Here is a 19951-nt window from a genome sequence, read left to right on the forward strand (position 1 = left end):
CTCAAGCCGTGAGACACCATTCAAACAGCAAACAGACCTGTCGACCGGAGGGTCACCGCGTTTCGGCGTTCATCTCGGCGAGATCAAGGGGGACTGCATCGCGCTTGTAGCGCCGATAGAGGTCGACGGCCCACTCGCGGGCCTCGGGGTCGTCGGTCGTGACGGAGGCGACGGGCAGCGACGTCTCGTCGTCGAAGCCGCCGACGATGACCACGTCGTCGATGATGCCCATCGTGAACGGCAGTCCGGGGTGGGTGTACAGGTCGGGCGCGTCGGCCGACGCGATGGTGTCGAACGCGTTCTTCGAGGCGTTTCGGTCCGCTTCGAGCGCCAGCGGCGTGCAGATGGCCTCGAAGTCCACGTCGTTTTGGGCGTGTTCGATGCCTTGTTCCGTAATCTTCGGAGGACACCCGGCGACGACCAGACTCCGCGAGCGGTCGAACGACGTGAAGTGTTCGAGCCACGGTTCGATGGGCGCGTTCGGGTGCTGTGGCGTGGCGACGTGGAGGTCGGCGTCGGCGAACAAGTGGACGTGGCGCGTGAGCTCCGGAGCCGAAATCTGAGCGAGCAGGGGTTCTAACTGGTCGACCGCCGCGATGGTGCGCTCGAATCGAGAGACGGCGTCGGCGACGGCGCATCCCGCCCCCGTCGTCTGGTAGCCCGCGGGCGTCTGTTCGAGCAACTGCTCGTCCGTGAGCGCGGACGTCCACCGGTAGGCCGTCGCACGAGAGATGTCGAGTTCGTCTTGGAGCGTCGACCGGTCGAGCGGCCCATCGCGGGTCGCAGCCAACAGCGGCGCTTGGTCCAGCAACTGGTGTGAGTCCCGTCCGTGAGGAGTCATGTTCTCGGAACGACCCTTCGAACTGTAAGTGTACCTCCAGCGAGCGGCTGGCGGTTGTCGCCCTCGCTGGCCTCGCTTTCGAACGCGTCACCGAATCCGGTCGTGAATTTCGAGAACACCGAGCGACCACACGAGCGCGCCGGCGAGTCCGGGAAACGCCAACGCGTTCCCCCAGAGGCCGAGCCACTTCCCGTACAGGACGCCCGCGTTGAGGCCGAGGAAGAACCCGTCGAACGACGCGAGGGTTTTCGCACGGACTCCCGCGTAGCGTTCGAGGACGACGAGCCCACACAGGAGGACGAGCGTCCCGGCGACGAGCGCGCCGACGATGTGTGCGAGCGAGGCCTGCCGGCCCAGCGTCGACTCGACGTACCAAAACGGACCGAAGGGCGCGCCGAGGACGACGGCGATGAGGGCGTACGTCCCAAGGCGTTTGCCCGTCTCGGCGAGTGCGTGGGTGTCGACCATTCCGTACTCGTGTGTCGGTTCGGGCGGTGAAATAAGTCAGCGCCGTCTCGTCGAGGGCACTACTGTAGTCCCCGGCCGGGTGGATCTCCGAGCAGTCCCTCGCTCCGGACCAGGATGTACAGGAGGATCGGGCCGGCGACCAGGAACAACAAACACAGCAGGCCGATGAGTCCCTTGAGTATCGACTGGGCGGGAACCATGTTTCCCGTCTGCAGTCCGAGTCGGAAAAACCCACTCCCGTGGTTGGGATGGGTCTACTGATAAACAAGGCGAGTGCCTCGGGGCTTGACCCCGAGGCGGTTCACACCCGTACATTCTCCCGCAACAACGTGTCCTCTGTGGCCGTCGTCGCGTCGACTCCAATTCGGCCGGCAATCGTAGCCAGATTCGGGCCCTATCGACGAACCCCCATTTCAGGTCGAACGGCCCGAAACGAGCGTGCAGACGGCGACAGACGAGTATGTGTGGCCTGTCGTCGACGCATGTCGCGGCCGCGTGTAGACGCCAATTTGGTCCCGATTCCCGCTCGCGAAATCGGGCGGTACACCCCACTTTCGAGCGTGTGTACCGAGAAATCGACGATTTTCGACCCTGCCTGAGCGACGACAATCGGCCGTCGAGACGGCATTTGCACGGGAGGACAGTGGACGGCAAACGCGTCTCTGAGCGGGTGTGAGGCGCTGCAGGCCGGAATCGGGTAGGTCGACGAGTGCCACACAGCCGGCGTCGATGGCACCCCGAACGCGTCAGGAATCGACGCGAATCGAGTACACCCTTGCGGAGAATCGGCGTCCATGTACACCCCTGAATGTCGGGGGTGTAGCGCGTCTGTCCCGGTTCACCCACGCTGCCAGGGGTGTAGAATCGACCGCGATTTTCGCCAGGGGTGTATCGAAGCGGTCGGGTCGGTGGCGTCGGCTCGGCCGTGGACGACTGGTCGTTGGGCGTGTCCGCTTTCGGTTCATAGTCGTGTTAGATTCTCCACACGAATCGGATGCGTCGGGCTGTGGCAAGGCTTGCTGAGAATGTGCGTTTCCAACAGCATCTGAGAACACGTGGAAAGAGCGGCCCCCGTACTGTACACATTGAATCAGTTCAACAGAGTCGTCTCGTAGGTTTGGCATCGGTAAACAGCACACTCGTCGTCAACAGTTCACTACATAGCAATCGTGTTAGATATTATAAGTGCTTAACCTGTCCGACGGGGGCTGTCGACTGTGGAACGATCACAACAGACGAGCGATATCGGGCGTCGAGCTGTCTTGGGTCTCACGGGCGGAACCGTCCTCGGACTTCTCGCAGGCACGGCTGTCGCGGGTCACGACCAGGCGGCGAGTGGCTCCGATTCGGGCGGGCTTTCGGGGACCGAGACCATCACACTGGAACAGATCGGCCGGTACGAATCGGGGCTCTTCGACGAGGGTGGGGCCGAAATTATCGCCTACCACGCCCCCACACAGCGGCTGTTCGTGATCAACGCTGATCTCGGTGGCGTCGACGTGCTGGACGTCTCGGAGCCGACTGCCCCCGAGAAGGTTGGAGCGATCGACGCCGCGAGCGAGCTCGACGGCGTGAGCTCCGCGAACAGCGTCGCGACGTCCGCCGACGTCGTCGCTGTCGCGCTCGAAGCAGAGATTGCCCAGGACCCCGGGCAGGTCGGGCTCTACGACCCCGCGACGCTCGAACGCCTGGGGACCGCGCCGGTCGGTCCGCTGCCGGACAAGGTCACCTTCACCCCGGACGGGACGCGGGTGCTCGTCGCGAACGAAGGCGAGCCGACGGACAACTACGCGTACGACCCCCGCGGTTCCGTCAGCATCGTGGATCTCTCTGACGGCGCGGCTGCACCCACGGTCAGCACCGCCGACTTCACCGCCTTCGACGGAAAGGAAGACCAGCTCCGAAAGCAGGGCATCCGTATCTTCGGGCCGAACGCGAGCGCGTCGCAGGACTTCGAGCCCGAGTACGTGACCGTGAGCGACGACTCGAAGACGGCGTGGGTCTCGCTGCAGGAGAACAACGCGATCGCGGAGCTCGACATCGACGCGGCGAAAATCAAGAATCTCCTGCCGCTGGGGTTCAAGGACTACAGTCTGGCCGGGAACGAACTCGACGCGAGCAACGAGGACGGCGGGGTCAACATCCGGAACTGGCCGATCAACGGGATCCTCCAGCCGGACGCGATCGGCGCGTACAACCCCGACGGCAACACCTACCTCGTGACCGCCAACGAGGGTGACAGCCGCGATTACGACTCGTTCAGCGAGGAGGCGGAGGTTTCGGACCTCCGACTCGACCCCGAGGCGTTCGACTTCGACGAGATCGAAGGCATCGACAGCGTCGAGGAACTCCAGCAGCCCGAGCACCTCGGGGCCAAAGGCGTGACGACGACGCTCGGCGACGTCGACGGCGACGGGCGCTACGAGGAACTGTACGTCTTCGGTGGCCGGTCGTTCAGCATCTTCACGACGAACGGCAAACGGGTGTTCGACAGCGGAAGCGACTTCGAAGACATCACCGCCGAGCGGTTCGGCGACCAGTTCAACAACGACAACAACGAACACGACCCTGACGGCCGCAGCGACAACAAAGGCCCCGAGCCCGAGGGGCTCACAATCGGGCAGGTCGGCGACCGGTACTACGCGTTCATCGGTCTCGAACGCATCGGCGGCGTCATGGTCTACGACATCACCGACCCCGAGTGTGCCACGTTCGTCGAGTACGTCAACAACCGGGACTTCTCGGTCGACATCGAGGCGGCCATCGAAGACGGTGACGCCCCCGCTGGCGCTGCCGGCGACCTCGGCCCGGAGGGACTGGACTTCGCGACCGCCGAAGAAAGCCCGATTGACGACCCGCTCGTCTTCGTCGGCCACGAAATCAGCGGGACGACGGCGATACTCCGCGTGACGAGCGACGAGAGCGATGACGTTGCTGTGGGGTCGTGTAGTGTCGGCTCGCGTGGGAACGGCCGTGGGAACGGACGGCGGTCGTAAGTTAACGGCGTCGACCCTGGGTCGCTGACAGTCGCCCCGGTATTCACGCCGGTGGGCCATCTGAGCACACGAAACGTCCGCTCACAGACCATCTCGTGTGCTCACCGCAGCGCCCGCCGAACGCTCGCCGTGTCCACCTCGACGACCACTTCGTTCGTCCGGAGCCACGGCGGCGTGAAGGGTGCGTCGTAGCGCAAGAGGCGAGGCTCACCCGTCGGTTCGATGCCGGCGTGCGCCAGCGTCTTCCGGAGGGTGCGTTCGTTCAGCGAGACACGGATGCGCGGAGCCCACCACGAAAAGCGGCGGACGGCCAGCGTCCGCGGCGGGTCGACGACGAGTTCTACGTCGTCGTTGGTTGGCTCCGGTGCGGTCTCCGGCGTGTACGTTGCAGGGAGGAAAAACGACATCGTCGCGTCGTCTGCCCGGGTTGTCTCGACAGGAGCGGTCATCGAGATCGACTCGCCCGTCTTGGTGGCCCCATCGCCGGCGGCGCTCGTGTCCGTACCCGTTTCGACGGGGGCGGTCATCGAGACGGACGTACCGCCTTCGTTCGCGCCGTCGATGTAGTTGAACAGGCGGAAAAACGCCTCTCGGCCGTTGGACGCGGTGGTCCGGACGCGAATCGTCTCCGGGTATCGCCGGAGTTCGACGCCATCGATTTGCTCGACCGTCTTGTACGGGACCCGTTCAGTCCCGCGGTTTTTCACGCGGTCGAGGGCCGTCCAGGCCGTCGCGGCGGCCAGCCCCACACCGATGATGCCGACTCCCAGTTTCGCTTTCGTCTTCCAATCCATGTCTCGTGTAGGCGACGTGACTGCAAAAGCCGACTTGTGTGACTCTGCGTTCCGCTCGCGTCGACTTCGGCTGTGAACACGGTCGAGCAGGGCGATAACAGATGAAGTCGTGGGGGTGGGTGGTGTCGCGGATGGGATACCGGTTCGAATGTATCGTTCCACTCGCGGCCGCTAGACGCTCAGTATCCGTCGTTTCAGGAGCTTTGGCTGCTACCCACGAGTCCACGTGACTGACAGCGTCGGGGTCGCATGCGTTCGAGCGAGCGCTAACGTACGAGATCCAGCCCGTGGCTGTCGTCGCTTCGTCAGCCATCGTCTCACTCGTCTTGGACTGTCTTCAGGTCGAGCCGTGGAGCAAACGATTCGTACGTCTCATCGCTCGAAACGATGGTATCACCATCTGATTCGACGAGGTGAAGCGCGTCGAACGGTGTGAACCCGTGGTCTTCGACGTAGGTCGCAGCTGTGACAACGGTGTCCACGTCACCACGGACTTCCAACAGAGCAGCGGCATTTGTGACGACTCGCTCTGTATCTCGTTGTTCACGATACGCAACCATGAGGAGTTCGATGAGTGTGAACTGAGACGTCCACAGTTCGTCCTGGTGGTCGCGGTATACCGTCTCTGCGGCGTCACCAAGCCAGTCTTCGTCCTTGATGAGTGCTAAAAGGAAGTCTGTCTCCGCGTACATTCAGCGTCCAGCCTCGTCTAATGCTGCGTTCCGTGCTTCCTGCCGGAGTTCGTCCGCCGTCTTCTCGACGTCTGCGAACTCAGAACGGAGGGCATCGAGCGGGTCATCCTCGACTGGAATCAACTTGATACCGTCGTGAAGCTGGACGATGTGGTAGTGTTCGCCATACCGCTCTCGAATCTCTTTCGGGAGCGTCAGGCGTCCACGACCGTCCAGCGTTGCTTCGGACATACGCTCATATTGTGTGGGTAGGTACAAGTAATTTCCCCGAATCTGTCTAAATGCCCACTCAATCAACTCAATCTCGCTTGCAGAACTCACCCACTGTCTGCAGCACGCACATCCTGTCAGGCCCAGGAGATTTCAATAGAGCCGTTTCTTCCTATCGAGACTGAAGAGCCGATTTCAGGCGTGTTAGGGCTTGAAACTCAGAACAGATGAAGTCGTGGGGAGAGGGAGGACGTTCTGTATCTCCAAACAACAGATGAAGTCGTGGGGGGACTCACATCTCGAATGCAGTTTCACGCGACGGGGCCACTTATATATGAAACCGGAGTTCGTGTGTTTCGTTTGCTTTCGTAGCTAGAACTAGCCATCCAGAAACCACCGCGTAAGCGTGTGTACTCAGTGTGATGCGATTCGAAACACACGAAACGACCTCTTTGTCACCGCCCTCGTGTTCGCACCGCGGCCCGACTTGCCACCGGCTTCAGTCAGTCGTCAAGGCGGCCTGTGGACCTCGCAAGAACAGATGAAGTCGTGGGGTGGGGTGGTTCCGTGAGTACCGCTTGGCGTGGCACGCGAGTCGCGACTCGCATTTGCGGCCCGATTCCCGAAGACATTGTTCCGTGTCTTCTCAACAGGCGGAGCAGGCCGAGTGCCTCGGGGCTTGACCCCGAGGCCATTCACCGTTCCGCCTTCGCCATCGTGGTGACTCAGTTTTCGGATGTCGTTGGTGCCAGCACTCGAAATTCAGGGCTGAGTTGCGCGAACTGTTCGCATTCTCTATCAGCGCAACGTCGTTCTCCACCGCAACACGTACGTCAGTGAGGCAACCCAGAACGCTGCGAGGAAGACATACATCGCGTCGCCCCCGGGGTTGATTGAGTCGGTGAACGTCCCCGAGAGAGCGTATGCGAGGACAACGACGAGAACGGGCGCTCCAATGTACGCGACGAGATGCGGCTTCCAGTTCGTACCTGCGGCGCTCGTGCGTTTCACGTGAAGATACATCGCAACGCCGGTCAGCGGAACGAGTACCATGATAAGGCCGAACATGCCGAACACAGTTGCGAGGACGGCCGCTCCCTCGTGTGGTCCGAGAAATACAGTTCCGATGACGAGCGGCGCGATGACCACGTAGCCGACGATAACACCTGGCCATCCGCCGGGGACTTCGACCTGTGAGCCGAACCGTTCGACGAGCGCCGGCGTCAGCGGATATCGCCACGCGTCCCCGAATACTGCCTTGCCGGTTGCGATGAATCCGAACAAGAACGTACAGGTCGTGACGATCATCCAGACGAGGAGCAACGCCGAGATGACGAGACCGACCCCAGCGGCGATGGGTGCGGAAAGCGTAACGACGTTGGTGATGCCCTGTTCGGTGAGTTCGGCGTAGACGAATACGGAACCGAACGTCAGCACTGTCAGTGCCAGCACGGTGAAATGCCAGTCGAGAGCGTTGCGGGCGTTTCGTTTCGTGAACTCGTTGGTCGCGACAAGATACACCAGTCCGGCGCCGACGACGCCGGTTGGGATCGACAGCAGGTGGACGAGAATGCCGCCGATCGATCGTTCGTTGAGCAGTTCGGGACCGGGTGCGGCGGGCGTGGATGTCGATGTCATTGGGCTGTGGAGGGTTGTGGTGGGTGATGAGGTGCTGTTGGGTGGTGCTATGTCGATGAGAGGAGGTTCAGCGGGCCGTAGCGGTCGCGAACCCAGCGAACGAGTCGCTCGACGACGAGCAACGCCAGGCTGGTCACGAGCAGATCAACTGCGGTGTCCCACAGCACGATATCGCTCTGCGTGCTGCGTACATCAGCGCCGACAATCGTGAGAACACCGCCGAGAGCGAACAGCACTAAACTCAACTGAAGCCCGGCGAGTACGAGCGTGCGGATTCCTGCCGTGTCCGATAGCGTGAGGAATCCTCGCGTGGAGAGCCGGTCAAGCGGGGTATCTGCGTTTAGCGCGCGTTTTCCCTCGGGCGAGAGGGGCCAGTCCGACTCTGGATGGTTAATGTAGTACAGGGTGATCGAGTCGGGATACGTCTCTGTGGCCACGACGTCGATTGCCTGTAACTCCTGTAACCGATTTCGAACTGTTGCCCTGCTCACTTCGGGTTTGATTCGCGCGTGCAGTTGCCGGAGAGAGAAGAACGGTCGATCGGACTCGATCATCGTCTCAACGACGTGCTCTTGTGTGAGCGTGTTGTCGAGGTTCCGATCGATTCGTTCATCGATCCATGACGGGAGCGTGGACACGGTTCCACCGTTGTCGACGGGGATTATTAAATCGAGACGGATTTTTCGACCCCGCGAACCGCCGTTTCACGGCCGTGAAACGGCCCGAAATCGCTGTGAGAACGGTGTTCCGGGTGGACACCGATACTTCGATACTAACTGTGGCAATCGGTACCGTCGTTCACTCGACTCTGTGTCTGTCGTTGTCGAAGAACATCACGCGCTCTCTAGTGTCGATGCGGACTCCGACGTGGACGACGCGACTCCTGAGGCGTCGTAGTCCTCACGGGAAGGACCTTGGGTCGACTTTACATCGGAGCGCTACCCGGAACCACCCAGTATGACTCGTGACCGACTCCTGAGTGCCGAGACGAAAACGACGCTCGTGTTCATGTTCCTCGGGCTCACCGCCTGGTACCTAGCACAGCAGTATCTGGGGAACTGGCTTGTGGAACTCGTCGCGCTGTTCGGTGTGGGTATCGTCCTCCCGACGTTGATCAACGAACTCCGTCGGCAGTCCAACGAGTGAGGTGGCGGCGTTCTCGGGTGTGTTGGAGTGCCACTAGCTGCGTTCTTCGAGTTCCGAAACCTGCTCCAGTAGTTGTTCGAGCTGTGGGGATGGCCGATACCGGACACAGCCACTCCGTCGGTCGTGTTCGATAACGCCCGCGTTGACGAGTTTCGGCAGCGAAACGTGGTACAGACGCTGTTCGACTCGTGCGTTATCGTCGTCGTCCGCTCGCTCTCGCTCTCGTTCTCGCCCGACGAGATGCTGGACGAGTCGTTCCACACTCACAGTCGCTTCGTCCGCGTCACGGAGAAAGTACAGGACGTGACGACGACGCTGTTTTGCGATGACGTCGCAAAGTTCTCCGATTCGATCAGGTTCCTGCTGCGACGACGGCACGTCGAAAGTGGACATCTACCGGCAGTTCTCGCGACCGGACAATCAGTCTCCTACCTGAACCTCCCGGGTGTTTATAGGCGCTGGTCTCGTTCATCTATCTAGTGAGGGATGCTACCAATGCTCATAGCAGAATTCACGATCGACCATCCGATTTTGCTCACGCCGTTACGGGAGATTCCCGACATCGAAGTCGAGTGGGAAGAGACGTATCGGGGGCCAGACGATCGGACGCAGATGCTTTTTTCGGTGCGGAGCGACGACTTCGCGGCGGTCGAGGCGGCGCTGGCTGACGACCGCTCAGTTACGAATCCAACCGTCTTGGACGACACGGGCGACCGTCGGTTCTACCGGGTGGACTTCACCTCGGCCGGAGACGAGACGAATCTCATGCCCGAGTTCATCTCGGTCGGGGGCGTCCTCCAGCGAGCGGTCGGGACGAACAGCGGGTGGCGGTGTCACGCCCGCTTTCCGAGTCGAGACGCGTTCAGACACATCATGCAGTTCTGTGCTGATCACGATATCACCGTCTCCGTCAAGCGACTCTACGAGGAGACCGACCAGGACGGACTCAGCGTGTCGCTGACGGACGCCCAACGAGAGCTGTTGGTTGTCGCATCCGAGTGTGGGTATCTGGAGATTCCTCGGACGTGCTCGCTGGCCGACCTGGGAGACCAGCTTGATATCTCAGACAGTTCCGCCTCCGAACGGTTTCGAAGAGGCGTAAAGCAACTCGTCCAGCAGACGGTGGTCAACGAGTCGGCGGCTGCACAGGGATGACATCCTCCCCGCCGTTCACGGCGGAGTTTCCTCGCGTTGGTGGTATCGCTCACCGACCCACAGAGGCAACTTGCGGGTTCGTATGCTCCTCGTTGGGACGATGAGAGTGTGATGGCTCCAACCATTCGTGGTTGTCCCACTTGAGGGGTAGACCGGTCCCAGATACAGAATCGCCTTGACCTCCTCCCGCGCCTAAAGTCGCTGTGTCAGCGTGTCGATGGTGTTTTCGACGACACACAGTTGCTGAGTGTTGTGCGCCGTTTCCGTGGCGTCTCGCGTCTTCGCCGCCGTTGTGCGTTGTCTGTCGATCAGCTGTCGACGACGTTCTCGATGAGAACTGCCCCAACGAGGTACACCGGTCCCAGATACAGAATCGCCATCACGGGGAGCACAATGAATATCGGTGTGTGACCATCTCCGGTCTCGTATACCTGTGCGGCCAACAGCACGACGATCAAGCCGAGGAAGAAGTCCGTCCGGTCCATGTGATTCGTTTTGGGACCCATTCCCTGTTAGGTGTGGAGTCCAAGTCGTCACGTCGTGGAACGGGCGACTCAACGAGCGTGTATGAGACGGGTGAGTCGCTCTCATGTGAATCATACATTCTGACATATCGTCAGATTGTGTCGAACGAACGTCGCGAGTTGACGACGACATCCAGGGAATGCCTGGTTCTCGTCTCATGAGAGTTATTGACATGTATATGCTGGTTTGGCACCTCTCTCTAGTGAGGGTGTTTTGACCGATGACCCAAACCGTCTCGACCAGACACGAACAGCCCATGAGTGCCTACCTCGCGCTCTGGAACGGTGAGACTTCGAACACAGACGCCGTCTCCGAGTCGTTCGTCGCCTACGAGCCAAGCGCTCCCGGCGGTGAAGTACACGGGCCGGACGCCCTCGAGGCATACGTCCGCGAACTTCGGACCGCGTTCCCCGACTTCACAATCACTCCCACGGCGCTCCTCGAAGACGCCGAGATCGTCATGACCGAGTGGACCGCAACCGGGACGCACGACGGCGTGTTCAATGGCATGCCCCCGACCGGACGCACGTTCGAGCACACGGGCATGTCGGCGTTCGTCCTCACGGACGGAAAGATACAGGAAGAACGGATGTACTACGACCCTCGAGAGATTGCCGAGCAACTCGGCTTCCTCGAGGAGTAAACGTCATTTTTACAATATTTCTGGCGGGAGATTGTCTCGATGGATTCGGCCCTCCGCAAACACCTCCTGTTGATCGAGTTTTTCCTGCTCGTCCTGATCGTCATCGGCGTGTTCGCCTACGGGCAGTTGGTGCCACAATCTGGATACCTCGGACTCGGACTCATCGCCCTCGTTGTGATACTATATCTGTCTGTGTACGATTCGACCGGTTGAGGTTCCGCTCAGCGATTCGTGCGGCGGAGATACACACCACCAAATAGGCAGACAGTTGCCACCAGCAACAGCCCTCCGCTCAGGACGTCTCGAAGGCCTCCAGAAACGCCCGGGTTCGCCACCAGTCCGAAGGTGCCTTCGAACACGACCGATTGAATGACCAACGCCAGCCCCCCAATCGAGATCAGTAGTTCTGGAACGCGTGTGCTCGTGTCGCTAGGCATGTCGGCATTTTTATAGGAGATGTTGATGTACGCTGTGGTTTCCTGAACCGCGCGTATTCGCCTCCCGTCCTTGGCGAGGAGACAGCGAGTCTCTGCTGACTGCCACGCCTTTCGGGGGCGTGGTCGATCACTCGTCGAGATATGGTTTCTCGATCTGTTGGTCGCCTCCGATGAGTGTCGTCAGCCATCGCGTGATGATATCGAACACCGCAACGAGCGGCCCCAGTGCACAGACGAGGATGAGAACACTCACCGAGAGTGTCGCAATCACGACGGTGGAACCGGGGGGATGTCAAGAGAGAATGGCAACTCAACGTATCATACTCAGAAGCGCGATTATCGGTCTACAGCTGATCTGGATGACTGCGCCCTTGCCGTGCCATTGATTCGATATAAATTGAATGGCCTCAACCTATATTAATACATGGCTCGTAGAACAACGTATGTCCGAAGATGAAGAGAACTCTGAGAGGGGGATAATGGAACGCCACACTACAGGGGAAGACCGTGTTCGGATGGTCGCTCGCCAACTGTCCAAGCCACAGACAGCCAACTGGATTGCCTCCGAAGCCGAATGGTCACACGGCCCCACAAAGCGCGTCCTCGAACGACTCGTCGAGGACGGCGTACTCCGTCGTGATGAAAGTGGCACCCACACCACATATCACCCAGACTATCGCAGGCAAGCGATGCAGGAAGCAATGCGGCTTCGTGATAGCAGCCACTCCGTCAAAGAACTGACCGACCGCCTCGCCGAGTTCAAAGCACAGATCCGAGATTGGAAAGACGAGTTTGCTATCGAATCACCAAACCATCTCCGTGCAACGCTCGCGGAAGATGACCTCAGCCCAGAAGAGGAATCCCGGCGACGAGAGATTGCACGTGAATGGGAACACCTCCAACGGCGCATCCAAGTCCTCGGCTTCGCGATTCGTGAGTGGGACTTCTTAGCCCCCGAGACACAGCACGCAGAGGTCGGAAACTAATCGATGTCTGTCCCACATCCGGGTGGTGATCCGAACGCAAATTTGTATGCACAACTCAAGCGAGATGTTCTTGACCGAGTCCCCCACATTACTGCGGTCGAGTACGTCCCGGACGATATCGAAGCAAAGAAGCTCCGAGCGACGTTCGACCACACCCGAATCCGCCCTCCCACTGGACCTGAATCACCGGAACTAATTGTCACTTGGTACCGCCAGACCCCACACGATTGGTTTCGCGTAAATTGCCTCGGGGTCAAGCCCCGAGGCTTTCGCGTGGACTCCCGTTCTAACTGCTGAGAGCAGTAGGCGAATATTCGCCGTTCACGTTCAGCATCCCGCGATTCAAGCGCACATCTACGGGTGCGCCTCCGTCGTTTGCGTTTTGCCGACGACGGAGATACTGCAACCCGATGTTCTTTGAAGCGTTGTAGTCTGCGTGGTTCTCGTATCCACACTTCTGACAACAGAACGATTCACCAGACCGATTGTCGCCGTGGGTAAACCCACACGTCGAACACCGCTTAGACGTGTTCCGAGGGTCAACCTGTACGACTTCCACGTCGTACTCCTCTACTTTGTATTCGACGTACTCGTAGAGGCGTCGGAACGCCCAGACGTGTTGCCACGTCGCCTTCGGGATGTTCTCCCGAATGTGCGTCAAGTCCTCGAACACGATGTGTGAGCAGTCGTGTTCGACGGCCTCCGTGATGAGTTCGTTCGCCACCGTGTGCAAGTATATCTCGAAACGTCCAGTCTCTTTACGACCCACTGATTCGATGTTCTCGTGAGCGTAACGCGAGTCACACTGTTGGAGCGACCCACGGCGTTTCTCGTACTCGTTTCGCCAGTGGTTGAACTCGTCAGCCGACCAGAACCGTCCTGTCGAAGCGACGACGATGTTGTTGACGCCCAAATCCACACCAAGGACTGTTCTGTGCTTGGAATCGGATTCAGGTTCGTCGTCTGCTTCGACATTCCGCATGGAAGCGTGCAAGTACCAGTCGCCGTCTCGGTACTGCAAGTGTGCCATCCGAAACTCGAAGTCCTCGTCGGAGATGTACTTTGTCGGCGGTTTCTCCGAGTCGTCGGGGAGGATGTAGTCGCACTCGATTCTGCCGTCTACGGTGGAGAGGGATACGTGGTCGCGGTGGAACGTCGCACTGCGTTTGTCGTACACCGCGCTGTTCGCTGAGAAGTAGGGTTGTGACGTATTCTCTCCACGTTTGAGGCGTTCGACTCCGCTTTTGACGGATTCGACCGCTCGTCGAATCCCTTTCTGGACGAGGTTGGCGGTGAGGTTGGTTTCGTCGCGGAGTTGGTCGTAGAGGGCTTGTTCGGCTTTGGCTTTGGATGTGACGTGGTATCCGTCGTCGCCGTGCCAGCACCATTCGCTTGCGGTGTTGGCGCAGTGTTTGAACTGCTCGACTGTCTCGCGGAGGAGTGGGTCGGCCCCTTCGGGAGTGTCGAGTTTGATGACGGCGGTTCGACGGTATTCCACTGTGTTTCACATATTTCCCAGTGGTTATTTAATAGCTGGGAGTCAGCCTGCCTTCGTAGCGTGGTTTGTGTACCGAGTTGTCGGCTTCCTCCCCGAGGTCAAGCCTCGGGGCATCCGCCTTGACTTTTCTGTGAACTACAGTGATTCCAATACGGGCTTTCACGCAGGGTGGCATCAAGACGAAGACCACCCAGACCTCGGCTTGGCACACTTTCAGTACACGACGACTGACAGCGAAGATCGGTGGGGAGTCTCATTCGAGCACGAGACTCCATCATTGATCCTCTGGGAAATCATCGAAGAGTTGCTTGAGACCGTGCTCCCAACATACCAACAGTGATACAGAATCAAGCGCATACCCGCGTCTTTAGGCGTGGGAGGGGGTCAAAGAACGCGTGTGCCCATGTCGGCACGCATGTCACTCATCGAGATATGGTTTCTCGATCTGTTGGTCGCCCCCGATGAGTGTCGTCAGCCATCGCGTGATGATATCGAACACCGCAACGAGCGGCCCCAGTGCACGTTCGACGTACGAGATTGGGCGAGCGACACGGAGACTCCACGACTCGGCGTGGCCGAGGCCATAGGATTTCGGCACGATTTCCCCGAAAACGAGGATGAGCACACTCACCGAGAGTGTTGCGATTACGACGGTGAAACCCGGAGGAATGAACCGTGCAACCAGCAGCGTGACGATGCTGGTGATGGCGATGTTGACGAGGTTGTTGCCAACCAGCAGCGTGACGAGCAGTCGATGTGGGTTCTCACGGAGCTGTTGGAGTGTGCGGCTGTCTTTTGTGCTGTCTTCGGGAGCGGTCTGCAGCCAGTCATCCGGGAGCGAAAAGATCGCTGACTCGCTGCTGGAAAAGAACGCACTCAGCAACAACAAAATCACGACTGCGACGAGCGACGGTCCCAAAATCGAGTATGTATTCATACAACACTCGTACGGTGGTGGGCGTATGAATATCGGTGGTTGGTCGTTCCTTGGGAGGGGACTCCACGCTACTCCCTTAGTTGGATTACCAGTCGTTCGATTCGAGTTTCATCGACAGCCTCCACTTGAATGATGTACCCGTCCATATCGATCTGATCGCCAACGACAGGAACCCTGCCGAGGCGACTGAAGACCAGTCCACCGATCGTCTCGACGTCGTCGCTCTCGAATCGGGTGTCGAGTCGGTCGTTCACGTCCTGAATCGGGACCCCTCCGTCGACGACGTACGCGCCGTCGTCTCGCTTCTCGATAGACGGTTCCTGCGCAGCGGTATCGAACTCGTCTTGGATGTCGCCTACGATCTCTTCGAGGATATCCTCGATGGTCACAATCCCCTCGAAGACGCCCCATTCGTCGACGACGACGGCCATCTGGCCTTCCCCACGCGTCTGAAAGTCGGCGAGAATCGTGTCGATCCGTCGCGTTTCCGGGATGGTGAGGACTGGCCGGGCAAGGTCTCGCGCAGTCATGGATTCATCTAACTCCGTTTCGGTTTCACTCACTCGCAGGATGTCTTTCGCGTGGACGAACCCGAGCGGCTGGTCGCCATCCTCGTCGAGCACGAGATAGCGGGTGTAGGTTCCCGTCGCGACAACTGACCGGAGGTCCGGAAACGACATCGAGGCGGGGATGGTCTCGACGTCCGGACGCGGAATCATGATCTCGCGAGCGATCGTGTCGCCGAGTTCGAAGACGCTCTCGATCATTTCGACCTCGTCGACGTCGATGTGGCCCGTCTCTTCGGACCGCGTGAGGATCATCCGAATTTCCTCTTCGGTATGGGATTCCTCGCTTTCGGATGCCGGTGAGACGCCAGCGAGGCGGGTGAAGTAGTTGGCAGTCCCGTTGAAGACGATGATGCCGGGCACGAACACGTAGTAGAAGAACTTCATGAGCGGGGCGACGAGGAGCGCGATACGCGGGGCCTCTTGAATCGCGAACGTCTTCGGCGCGAGCTCGCCGAATACCACGTGGAGGAACGTGATGAACCCGAATCCGAGAACGAACGCGACGAGATGGACCGACCCCGCGGGAAGCACCCGCCCGAGGACGGGTTCGATGAGCGCTGCCACTGCCGGTTCGCCGATCCAGCCGAGACCGAGCGAGGAGAGCGTGATCCCGAGTTGACTGACCGCCAGATAGTCGTCTAGGTTCTGGATGACGTCCTGTACGGAGAGTCAAGGAGAAAGCCCCGCCCTTTAGGGCGGGGATGAATCCGGCATAATCCTCCACAGACCACCGTTCAAACACTCGGATGGATATTCCACGCTGCGTAATCCATACCTTCAAGTAATATTCTCGACATAGGTTACGTATGGCGAAACAGGTCGTCACCCGCACCTACACTGCTTCCATCAGGAACCAGCAACAGGTGTCTGACGACCTCGATTCGCTCGGGTTCGCAGCCTCGAAGCTCTGGAACNGCTTCCATCAGGAACCAGCAACAGGTGTCTGACGACCTCGATTCGCTCGGGTTCGCAGCCTCGAAGCTCTGGAACGTCGGACGGTGGGTCTGCGACCGCGTGTGGTCGGAGATAGGCCACATCCCCGGTCACAACGAACTCACCTCGTACCTGAAGTCGCACGAACGCTACGGTGACCTCCATTCGCAGTCAAGTCAGCGAGTCCTGCAAGAACTCGCTGAAGCGTTCACCGGCTGGTACGGCAAACGACGCAACGGAGACACGAAAGCGAACCCACCGAAGTACCGCAAACACGGCGACGAACACCCCCGAAGCACGGTGACGTTCAAAGCCGCCGGTTTCAAACTCGACACCCAGTACAACCGAGTCCGACTCTCCAAAGGCTCGAATCTCAAAGAGNCCCCCGAAGCACGGTGACGTTCAAAGCCGCCGGTTTCAAACTCGACACCCAGTACAACCGAGTCCGACTCTCCAAAGGCTCGAATCTCAAAGAGTATTGGTCGGACTTCATCCTCTGTGAATACAAGACAAGACCTGACGTTGACCTCTCCACTGTAGAGAGCGTTCAACAAGTTCGGGCCGTCTGGACAGGTGACGAGTGGGAGCTACACTTCGTGTGCAAGGTCGAAATAGAGGTTGCTGAAGCCCCCGGTGAGAAGACCGTGGGTGTTGACCTCGGCATCAACAACTTCGCCGCACTCGCCTACGAAGACGGCCACAGCGAACTGTATCCACTGAACTGCTTAAAGCAGGACGACTACTACTTCAGCAAACGACTCGCTCGGTGTGACGATTCAGACTCCGACCAAGCGACACGGTTGAATCAGAAGAAGTCGGCTCGCCGCACCCACTACTTCCATACACTCTCCAAACACATCGTCCAGCGATGTGTGGACGAAGAAGCTGGAACGATTGTGGTGGGCGACCTTTCTGGCATCCGAGAAGGTGAGGGGAACGGTGAGTCGAAGAACTGGGGTAAGCACGGCAACCTTGACCTGCACTCGTGGGCGTTTGACCGCTTCATCGACCTCGTTGAATACAAGTCCGAGATGGAGGGCATCACGGTCGAACGAGTGTCTGAGCGAGATACGTCGAAGTCGTGTTCGTGCTGTGGTCGTAACCGTAAATCAAACCGTGTTGAGCGTGGGTTGTACGTGTGTGATGACTGCGGTGTGGTGGCGAACGCGGATGTAAACGGTGCTGAGAACATTCGACAGAAAGTATCTCCGAGTCCTTCCGAGGATAGGAGTAACGGCTGGTTGGCACAGCCTTCGACGTTCTTGTTTGACAAGGAAACTGGTGCGTTCGCACCTCAAGAACAGGTAACGTCGTAAACCACAATATCCCAACTGCGGTCGGGAATCCTCGCGCTTCAGCGCGGGGAGGATGTCAACTGCGTGGGCCGAACTTTGACGAACGCGAACTCCGCAGCCACGAAAACGCCGTTCATGATGACGAGAAAGAACGCGAGAAGTAATCCGCCGAGAGAGAACAAATCCACCATACTCAGTTACCGATGTCGTGGCACTTGTAGGACGTGGATGTGCACTCAACAGCCGGGGCTGTCACGAAGGTGGTGGCCACAGAAGTCGCCCAGGAATGCTGTGTTCCGGCGCTGTTGGAATCCCCAGCCGCTGTTCTTTGTTGCGGCTGTGCTGAATAGAGGCGCGAATCGGTCGTCGCTCCGTCGCTCTACGTGACCAAATTGACTCGTTCAGTACAGAGAAAACAGTTACCCAAGCAGATATCTGTCTGACATATGGTGGCCAAGCAGAAATTTGCGTATATTGTTGCGACGATTATGGCTGCAGTATTGGGCGTCGTCGGAGCGTGGCTTCCATGGGTGCGAAAGCAGCCAGCCGGCATCACGGACGAATACATGGTGGGCTTGGATGCCGGCTTTTCTGACATCGACCTCCTTGTTACCATCCTTGTTGTGGCCGTCGTTGTGGCCGTCGTGTTGGGGCACTACCGGAACTGGCGACCGGATGGCATTCTCATCGGTGCTGGCGGACTGATACTCATTGTGTTCGGTAGTGTGTTCCAGAGCTACTCTGCAGTAGAGCGATATGTAGTCGAACCGGGGCTGTATCTCTTGATTGTCAGTGGTTTTCTGTTCATCCTGATCGGAGTCGTTGCAGTACTGAGTCGGCGTATGACGTTCCCACCTCAGTATCGCGACGAGGCAGTCTAGTACCCCGCCGTTCGACGACAGTCCTAGACGTTTCCGTTGATGCTGTCGGCCACGCGCTGGCGGTCGAACAGCTGTTGTGCGTCCGCAATGTCGGGATACGGGCCACCCTCGTAGGTCGGCCACGCGCCGAACTGCTCAGGGTACAGTTGCTTGGCGATCATCTCGAGTTGGAACAGGTTCATCAGCGGACCGCCGTAGCGAACTCCAATCGGGAACACGCGGTCGTTTGCGACCGCTGAGAGGCCCTGCGCAGTCGGTTCGTCGTACAGCTCCTGTTTGGTCGCCTCCCAGTTCGGTCCGAGTCCGCCGTCGACGAGGATGACGTCCGGGTCGGCTTCGACGAGCGCTTCCATGTCGATTTGCGTCCCGCTCGGGACGTCGGCGAGCGCGTCTTCGGCGTCGAACACACGCGTGTGAGCTCGGACCGTCCCGGGGCCGTTGAGCGGATACACCCAGATGCCGCCCCGCCACAGGAACCGTGCGACCGACGGTCGCTGGTCGGTCTCTTCGAGGCCAGCCGCAATCGTGTTCAGGAGGTCGCGGCGGATGTCTGCCAGCGCCTCGTACTGGTCCTGTGCGTGGAACACCGTCGCGACCTGCTCGAAAATCTCCCAGAGCGTGTAGTACTGGTACTGGTCGACCCACGCTGCCGGCGGTTCGCTGTGGTTGCGGCTCAGCGAGTTCCCGAACCACGGCGCGATTGCCGTCCGAACCTCCTCGACGTCGTCGGAGTCCCACGCCTCCATCGTCGCCATGAGCGCGGGGTCTTCGAGGTGGAGGTCGCTGTCGAGTTCGTAGAGCACCTCCTTGTCGGGATTCCAGGTGTCCGCCAGCACGGACCAATCGACCGAGACGCCGGGGAGTCGCTCGAGAAGCAGGTCGTATATCTGGCCGAACCCCTCGGGGTTGTACATCCCGTTGAGCGTCTCGCCGTGGCCGAGTGCGACCACCATGTCGGCGTGGTGGAGAAGGACCGTGAACACGTTCTCCGGGGGGTCGGTGAACGACACACGACCGGCCGGCGCGAGGGTGGCGGTGTAGCGCTCGTCGTCGGGCGTCGAAGTCGTCGTCGTGTCGGGTTGCGTCTGTGTGGTCGTCGCCTCGGACGCCTGTCCGCTACAGCCGGCGAGTGCGGCCGTCACTGCAGCGCTCCCGTACGTCAAGTAGTCGCGCCGCGTCAGTGCATCGTGTGTGTCTGACATGCATTTTAGGCCTGCCTAAAGATAGATAACAACTTCGGTTTTTAGGTGGGCCAAAATATTCTGTGCGTACCTGGCGTTCAGTGAGAAATGGACTAGCCACAGTAG

General features: G+C 59.5%; 21 protein-coding genes and 4 pseudogenes. 10 read left to right on the forward strand and 15 right to left on the reverse strand.

Annotation, left to right across the window (positions count from 1 at the left end; all coding sequences use genetic code 11):
* Nucleotides 1–52: 52 nt before the first annotated feature.
* The 3 genes from C454_RS11550 to C454_RS20540 all read right to left on the reverse strand — a co-directional run bounded on the left by C454_RS11550 (nucleotide 53) and on the right by C454_RS20540 (nucleotide 1509).
* Entirely contained in the window at nucleotides 53–841 is a 789-nt protein-coding gene (locus C454_RS11550; protein ID WP_231608272.1) for a helix-turn-helix transcriptional regulator, read from the reverse strand.
* Nucleotides 842–928: 87 nt separating this feature from the next.
* The gene (locus tag C454_RS11555; protein WP_004975773.1) at nucleotides 929–1309 is read right to left on the reverse strand and encodes a hypothetical protein; all 381 of its coding nucleotides are present in this window, start codon (nucleotides 1307–1309) and stop codon (nucleotides 929–931) included.
* Between the two features lie 59 nt (nucleotides 1310–1368).
* Nucleotides 1369–1509 (reverse strand): hypothetical protein, encoded by a 141-nt coding sequence (locus tag C454_RS20540; protein WP_158547620.1) that lies wholly within the window; start codon nucleotides 1507–1509, stop codon nucleotides 1369–1371.
* Nucleotides 1510–2526: 1017 nt separating this feature from the next.
* On the opposite strand from C454_RS20540, the gene C454_RS11560 reads away from it, so the two are divergent.
* Nucleotides 2527–4305 carry a choice-of-anchor I family protein gene (locus tag C454_RS11560; RefSeq protein ID WP_239639934.1) on the forward strand — a complete coding sequence of 593 codons (1779 nt, stop codon included), beginning with the start codon at nucleotides 2527–2529 and terminating at the stop codon, nucleotides 4303–4305.
* Nucleotides 4306–4406: 101 nt separating this feature from the next.
* On the opposite strand, the gene C454_RS11565 is transcribed toward C454_RS11560, so the two are convergent.
* From C454_RS11565 to C454_RS11585, 5 genes are all read right to left on the reverse strand, one after another.
* Nucleotides 4407–5099 (reverse strand): SOUL family heme-binding protein, encoded by a 693-nt coding sequence (locus tag C454_RS11565; protein ID WP_004975776.1) that lies wholly within the window; start codon nucleotides 5097–5099, stop codon nucleotides 4407–4409.
* Between the two features lie 317 nt (nucleotides 5100–5416).
* Nucleotides 5417–5791, reverse strand: coding sequence for a type II toxin-antitoxin system VapC family toxin (locus C454_RS11570; RefSeq protein ID WP_004975778.1), 375 nt, complete (start codon nucleotides 5789–5791; stop codon nucleotides 5417–5419).
* On the reverse strand, nucleotides 5792–6022 hold the full coding sequence (locus C454_RS11575) for an AbrB/MazE/SpoVT family DNA-binding domain-containing protein (RefSeq protein ID WP_004975780.1): 231 nt from the start codon (nucleotides 6020–6022) through the stop codon (nucleotides 5792–5794). It abuts the gene before it with no gap.
* Between the two features lie 777 nt (nucleotides 6023–6799).
* Nucleotides 6800–7639, reverse strand: coding sequence for a DUF4870 domain-containing protein (locus C454_RS11580; RefSeq protein ID WP_004975781.1), 840 nt, complete (start codon nucleotides 7637–7639; stop codon nucleotides 6800–6802).
* A 47-nt stretch (nucleotides 7640–7686) separates the two neighbouring features.
* On the reverse strand, nucleotides 7687–8277 hold the full coding sequence (locus C454_RS11585) for a helix-turn-helix domain-containing protein (RefSeq protein WP_004975782.1): 591 nt from the start codon (nucleotides 8275–8277) through the stop codon (nucleotides 7687–7689).
* Between the two features lie 319 nt (nucleotides 8278–8596).
* On the opposite strand from C454_RS11585, the gene C454_RS11590 reads away from it, so the two are divergent.
* Nucleotides 8597–8785, forward strand: a complete 189-nt coding sequence (locus C454_RS11590) for a hypothetical protein (protein WP_004975784.1) — start codon at nucleotides 8597–8599, stop codon at nucleotides 8783–8785.
* A gap of 33 nt (nucleotides 8786–8818) precedes the next feature.
* On the opposite strand, the gene C454_RS21365 is transcribed toward C454_RS11590, so the two are convergent.
* The gene (locus C454_RS21365) at nucleotides 8819–9178 is read right to left on the reverse strand and encodes a DUF7344 domain-containing protein (RefSeq protein ID WP_455428726.1); all 360 of its coding nucleotides are present in this window, start codon (nucleotides 9176–9178) and stop codon (nucleotides 8819–8821) included.
* A 102-nt stretch (nucleotides 9179–9280) separates the two neighbouring features.
* Between C454_RS21365 and C454_RS11600 the strand changes: the two genes are divergently transcribed.
* Nucleotides 9281–9940, forward strand: coding sequence for a helix-turn-helix domain-containing protein (locus tag C454_RS11600; protein WP_004975792.1), 660 nt, complete (start codon nucleotides 9281–9283; stop codon nucleotides 9938–9940).
* Between the two features lie 308 nt (nucleotides 9941–10248).
* On the opposite strand, the gene C454_RS20750 is transcribed toward C454_RS11600, so the two are convergent.
* The gene (locus C454_RS20750) at nucleotides 10249–10425 is read right to left on the reverse strand and encodes a hypothetical protein (protein WP_004975795.1); all 177 of its coding nucleotides are present in this window, start codon (nucleotides 10423–10425) and stop codon (nucleotides 10249–10251) included.
* A 260-nt stretch (nucleotides 10426–10685) separates the two neighbouring features.
* Between C454_RS20750 and C454_RS11610 the strand changes: the two genes are divergently transcribed.
* Complete coding sequence (locus C454_RS11610; protein WP_004975797.1) at nucleotides 10686–11108, forward strand: ester cyclase; 423 nt, start codon at nucleotides 10686–10688, stop codon at nucleotides 11106–11108.
* A 39-nt stretch (nucleotides 11109–11147) separates the two neighbouring features.
* The gene (locus C454_RS20545) at nucleotides 11148–11321 is read left to right on the forward strand and encodes a hypothetical protein (RefSeq protein WP_158546583.1); all 174 of its coding nucleotides are present in this window, start codon (nucleotides 11148–11150) and stop codon (nucleotides 11319–11321) included.
* A 351-nt stretch (nucleotides 11322–11672) separates the two neighbouring features.
* On the opposite strand, the gene C454_RS20950 is transcribed toward C454_RS20545, so the two are convergent.
* On the reverse strand, nucleotides 11673–11816 hold the full coding sequence (locus C454_RS20950) for a hypothetical protein (RefSeq protein ID WP_158547624.1): 144 nt from the start codon (nucleotides 11814–11816) through the stop codon (nucleotides 11673–11675).
* A 130-nt stretch (nucleotides 11817–11946) separates the two neighbouring features.
* Here C454_RS20950 and C454_RS11615 point away from each other — a divergent pair, with 130 nt between their 5' ends.
* Nucleotides 11947–12531: a DUF7342 family protein gene (locus C454_RS11615; protein ID WP_049905126.1), complete on the forward strand. Its 585-nt coding sequence runs from the start codon at nucleotides 11947–11949 to the stop codon at nucleotides 12529–12531.
* 3 nt (nucleotides 12532–12534) lie between these two features.
* A pseudogene (locus C454_RS21015) lies at nucleotides 12535–12774 on the forward strand (hypothetical protein); the annotation flags it as partial.
* Between the two features lie 43 nt (nucleotides 12775–12817).
* Here the strand turns inward: C454_RS21015 and C454_RS11620 are convergent.
* The gene (locus C454_RS11620; protein ID WP_004975800.1) at nucleotides 12818–14029 is read right to left on the reverse strand and encodes an RNA-guided endonuclease InsQ/TnpB family protein; all 1212 of its coding nucleotides are present in this window, start codon (nucleotides 14027–14029) and stop codon (nucleotides 12818–12820) included.
* 124 nt (nucleotides 14030–14153) lie between these two features.
* Here C454_RS11620 and C454_RS21190 point away from each other — a divergent pair.
* Nucleotides 14154–14369: pseudogene (locus tag C454_RS21190) on the forward strand (hypothetical protein); the annotation flags it as partial.
* Nucleotides 14370–14447: 78 nt separating this feature from the next.
* Here C454_RS21190 and C454_RS11630 read toward each other — a convergent pair.
* Together C454_RS11630 and C454_RS11635 are read right to left on the reverse strand one after the other, a co-directional pair.
* A complete protein-coding gene (locus tag C454_RS11630) occupies nucleotides 14448–14966 on the reverse strand; it encodes a DUF21 domain-containing protein (protein WP_004975803.1) in 519 nt (172 codons plus the stop codon).
* Nucleotides 14967–15034: 68 nt separating this feature from the next.
* Nucleotides 15035–16198, reverse strand: a pseudogene (locus tag C454_RS11635) (hemolysin family protein); the annotation flags it as partial.
* 143 nt (nucleotides 16199–16341) lie between these two features.
* Between C454_RS11635 and C454_RS11640 the strand changes: the two are divergent.
* A pseudogene (locus tag C454_RS11640) lies at nucleotides 16342–17784 on the forward strand (RNA-guided endonuclease InsQ/TnpB family protein).
* A gap of 425 nt (nucleotides 17785–18209) precedes the next feature.
* Nucleotides 18210–18644: a hypothetical protein gene (locus C454_RS11645; RefSeq protein WP_004975813.1), complete on the forward strand. Its 435-nt coding sequence runs from the start codon at nucleotides 18210–18212 to the stop codon at nucleotides 18642–18644.
* Between the two features lie 23 nt (nucleotides 18645–18667).
* Here the strand turns inward: C454_RS11645 and C454_RS11650 are convergent, their stop codons facing one another.
* Nucleotides 18668–19846, reverse strand: a complete 1179-nt coding sequence (locus C454_RS11650) for an ABC transporter substrate-binding protein (RefSeq protein ID WP_049905128.1) — start codon at nucleotides 19844–19846, stop codon at nucleotides 18668–18670.
* Nucleotides 19847–19951: the final 105 nt, after the last annotated feature.

Source organism: Haloferax gibbonsii ATCC 33959 (assembly GCF_000336775.1).
In the GTDB taxonomy this organism is placed as follows: domain Archaea; phylum Halobacteriota; class Halobacteria; order Halobacteriales; family Haloferacaceae; genus Haloferax; species Haloferax gibbonsii.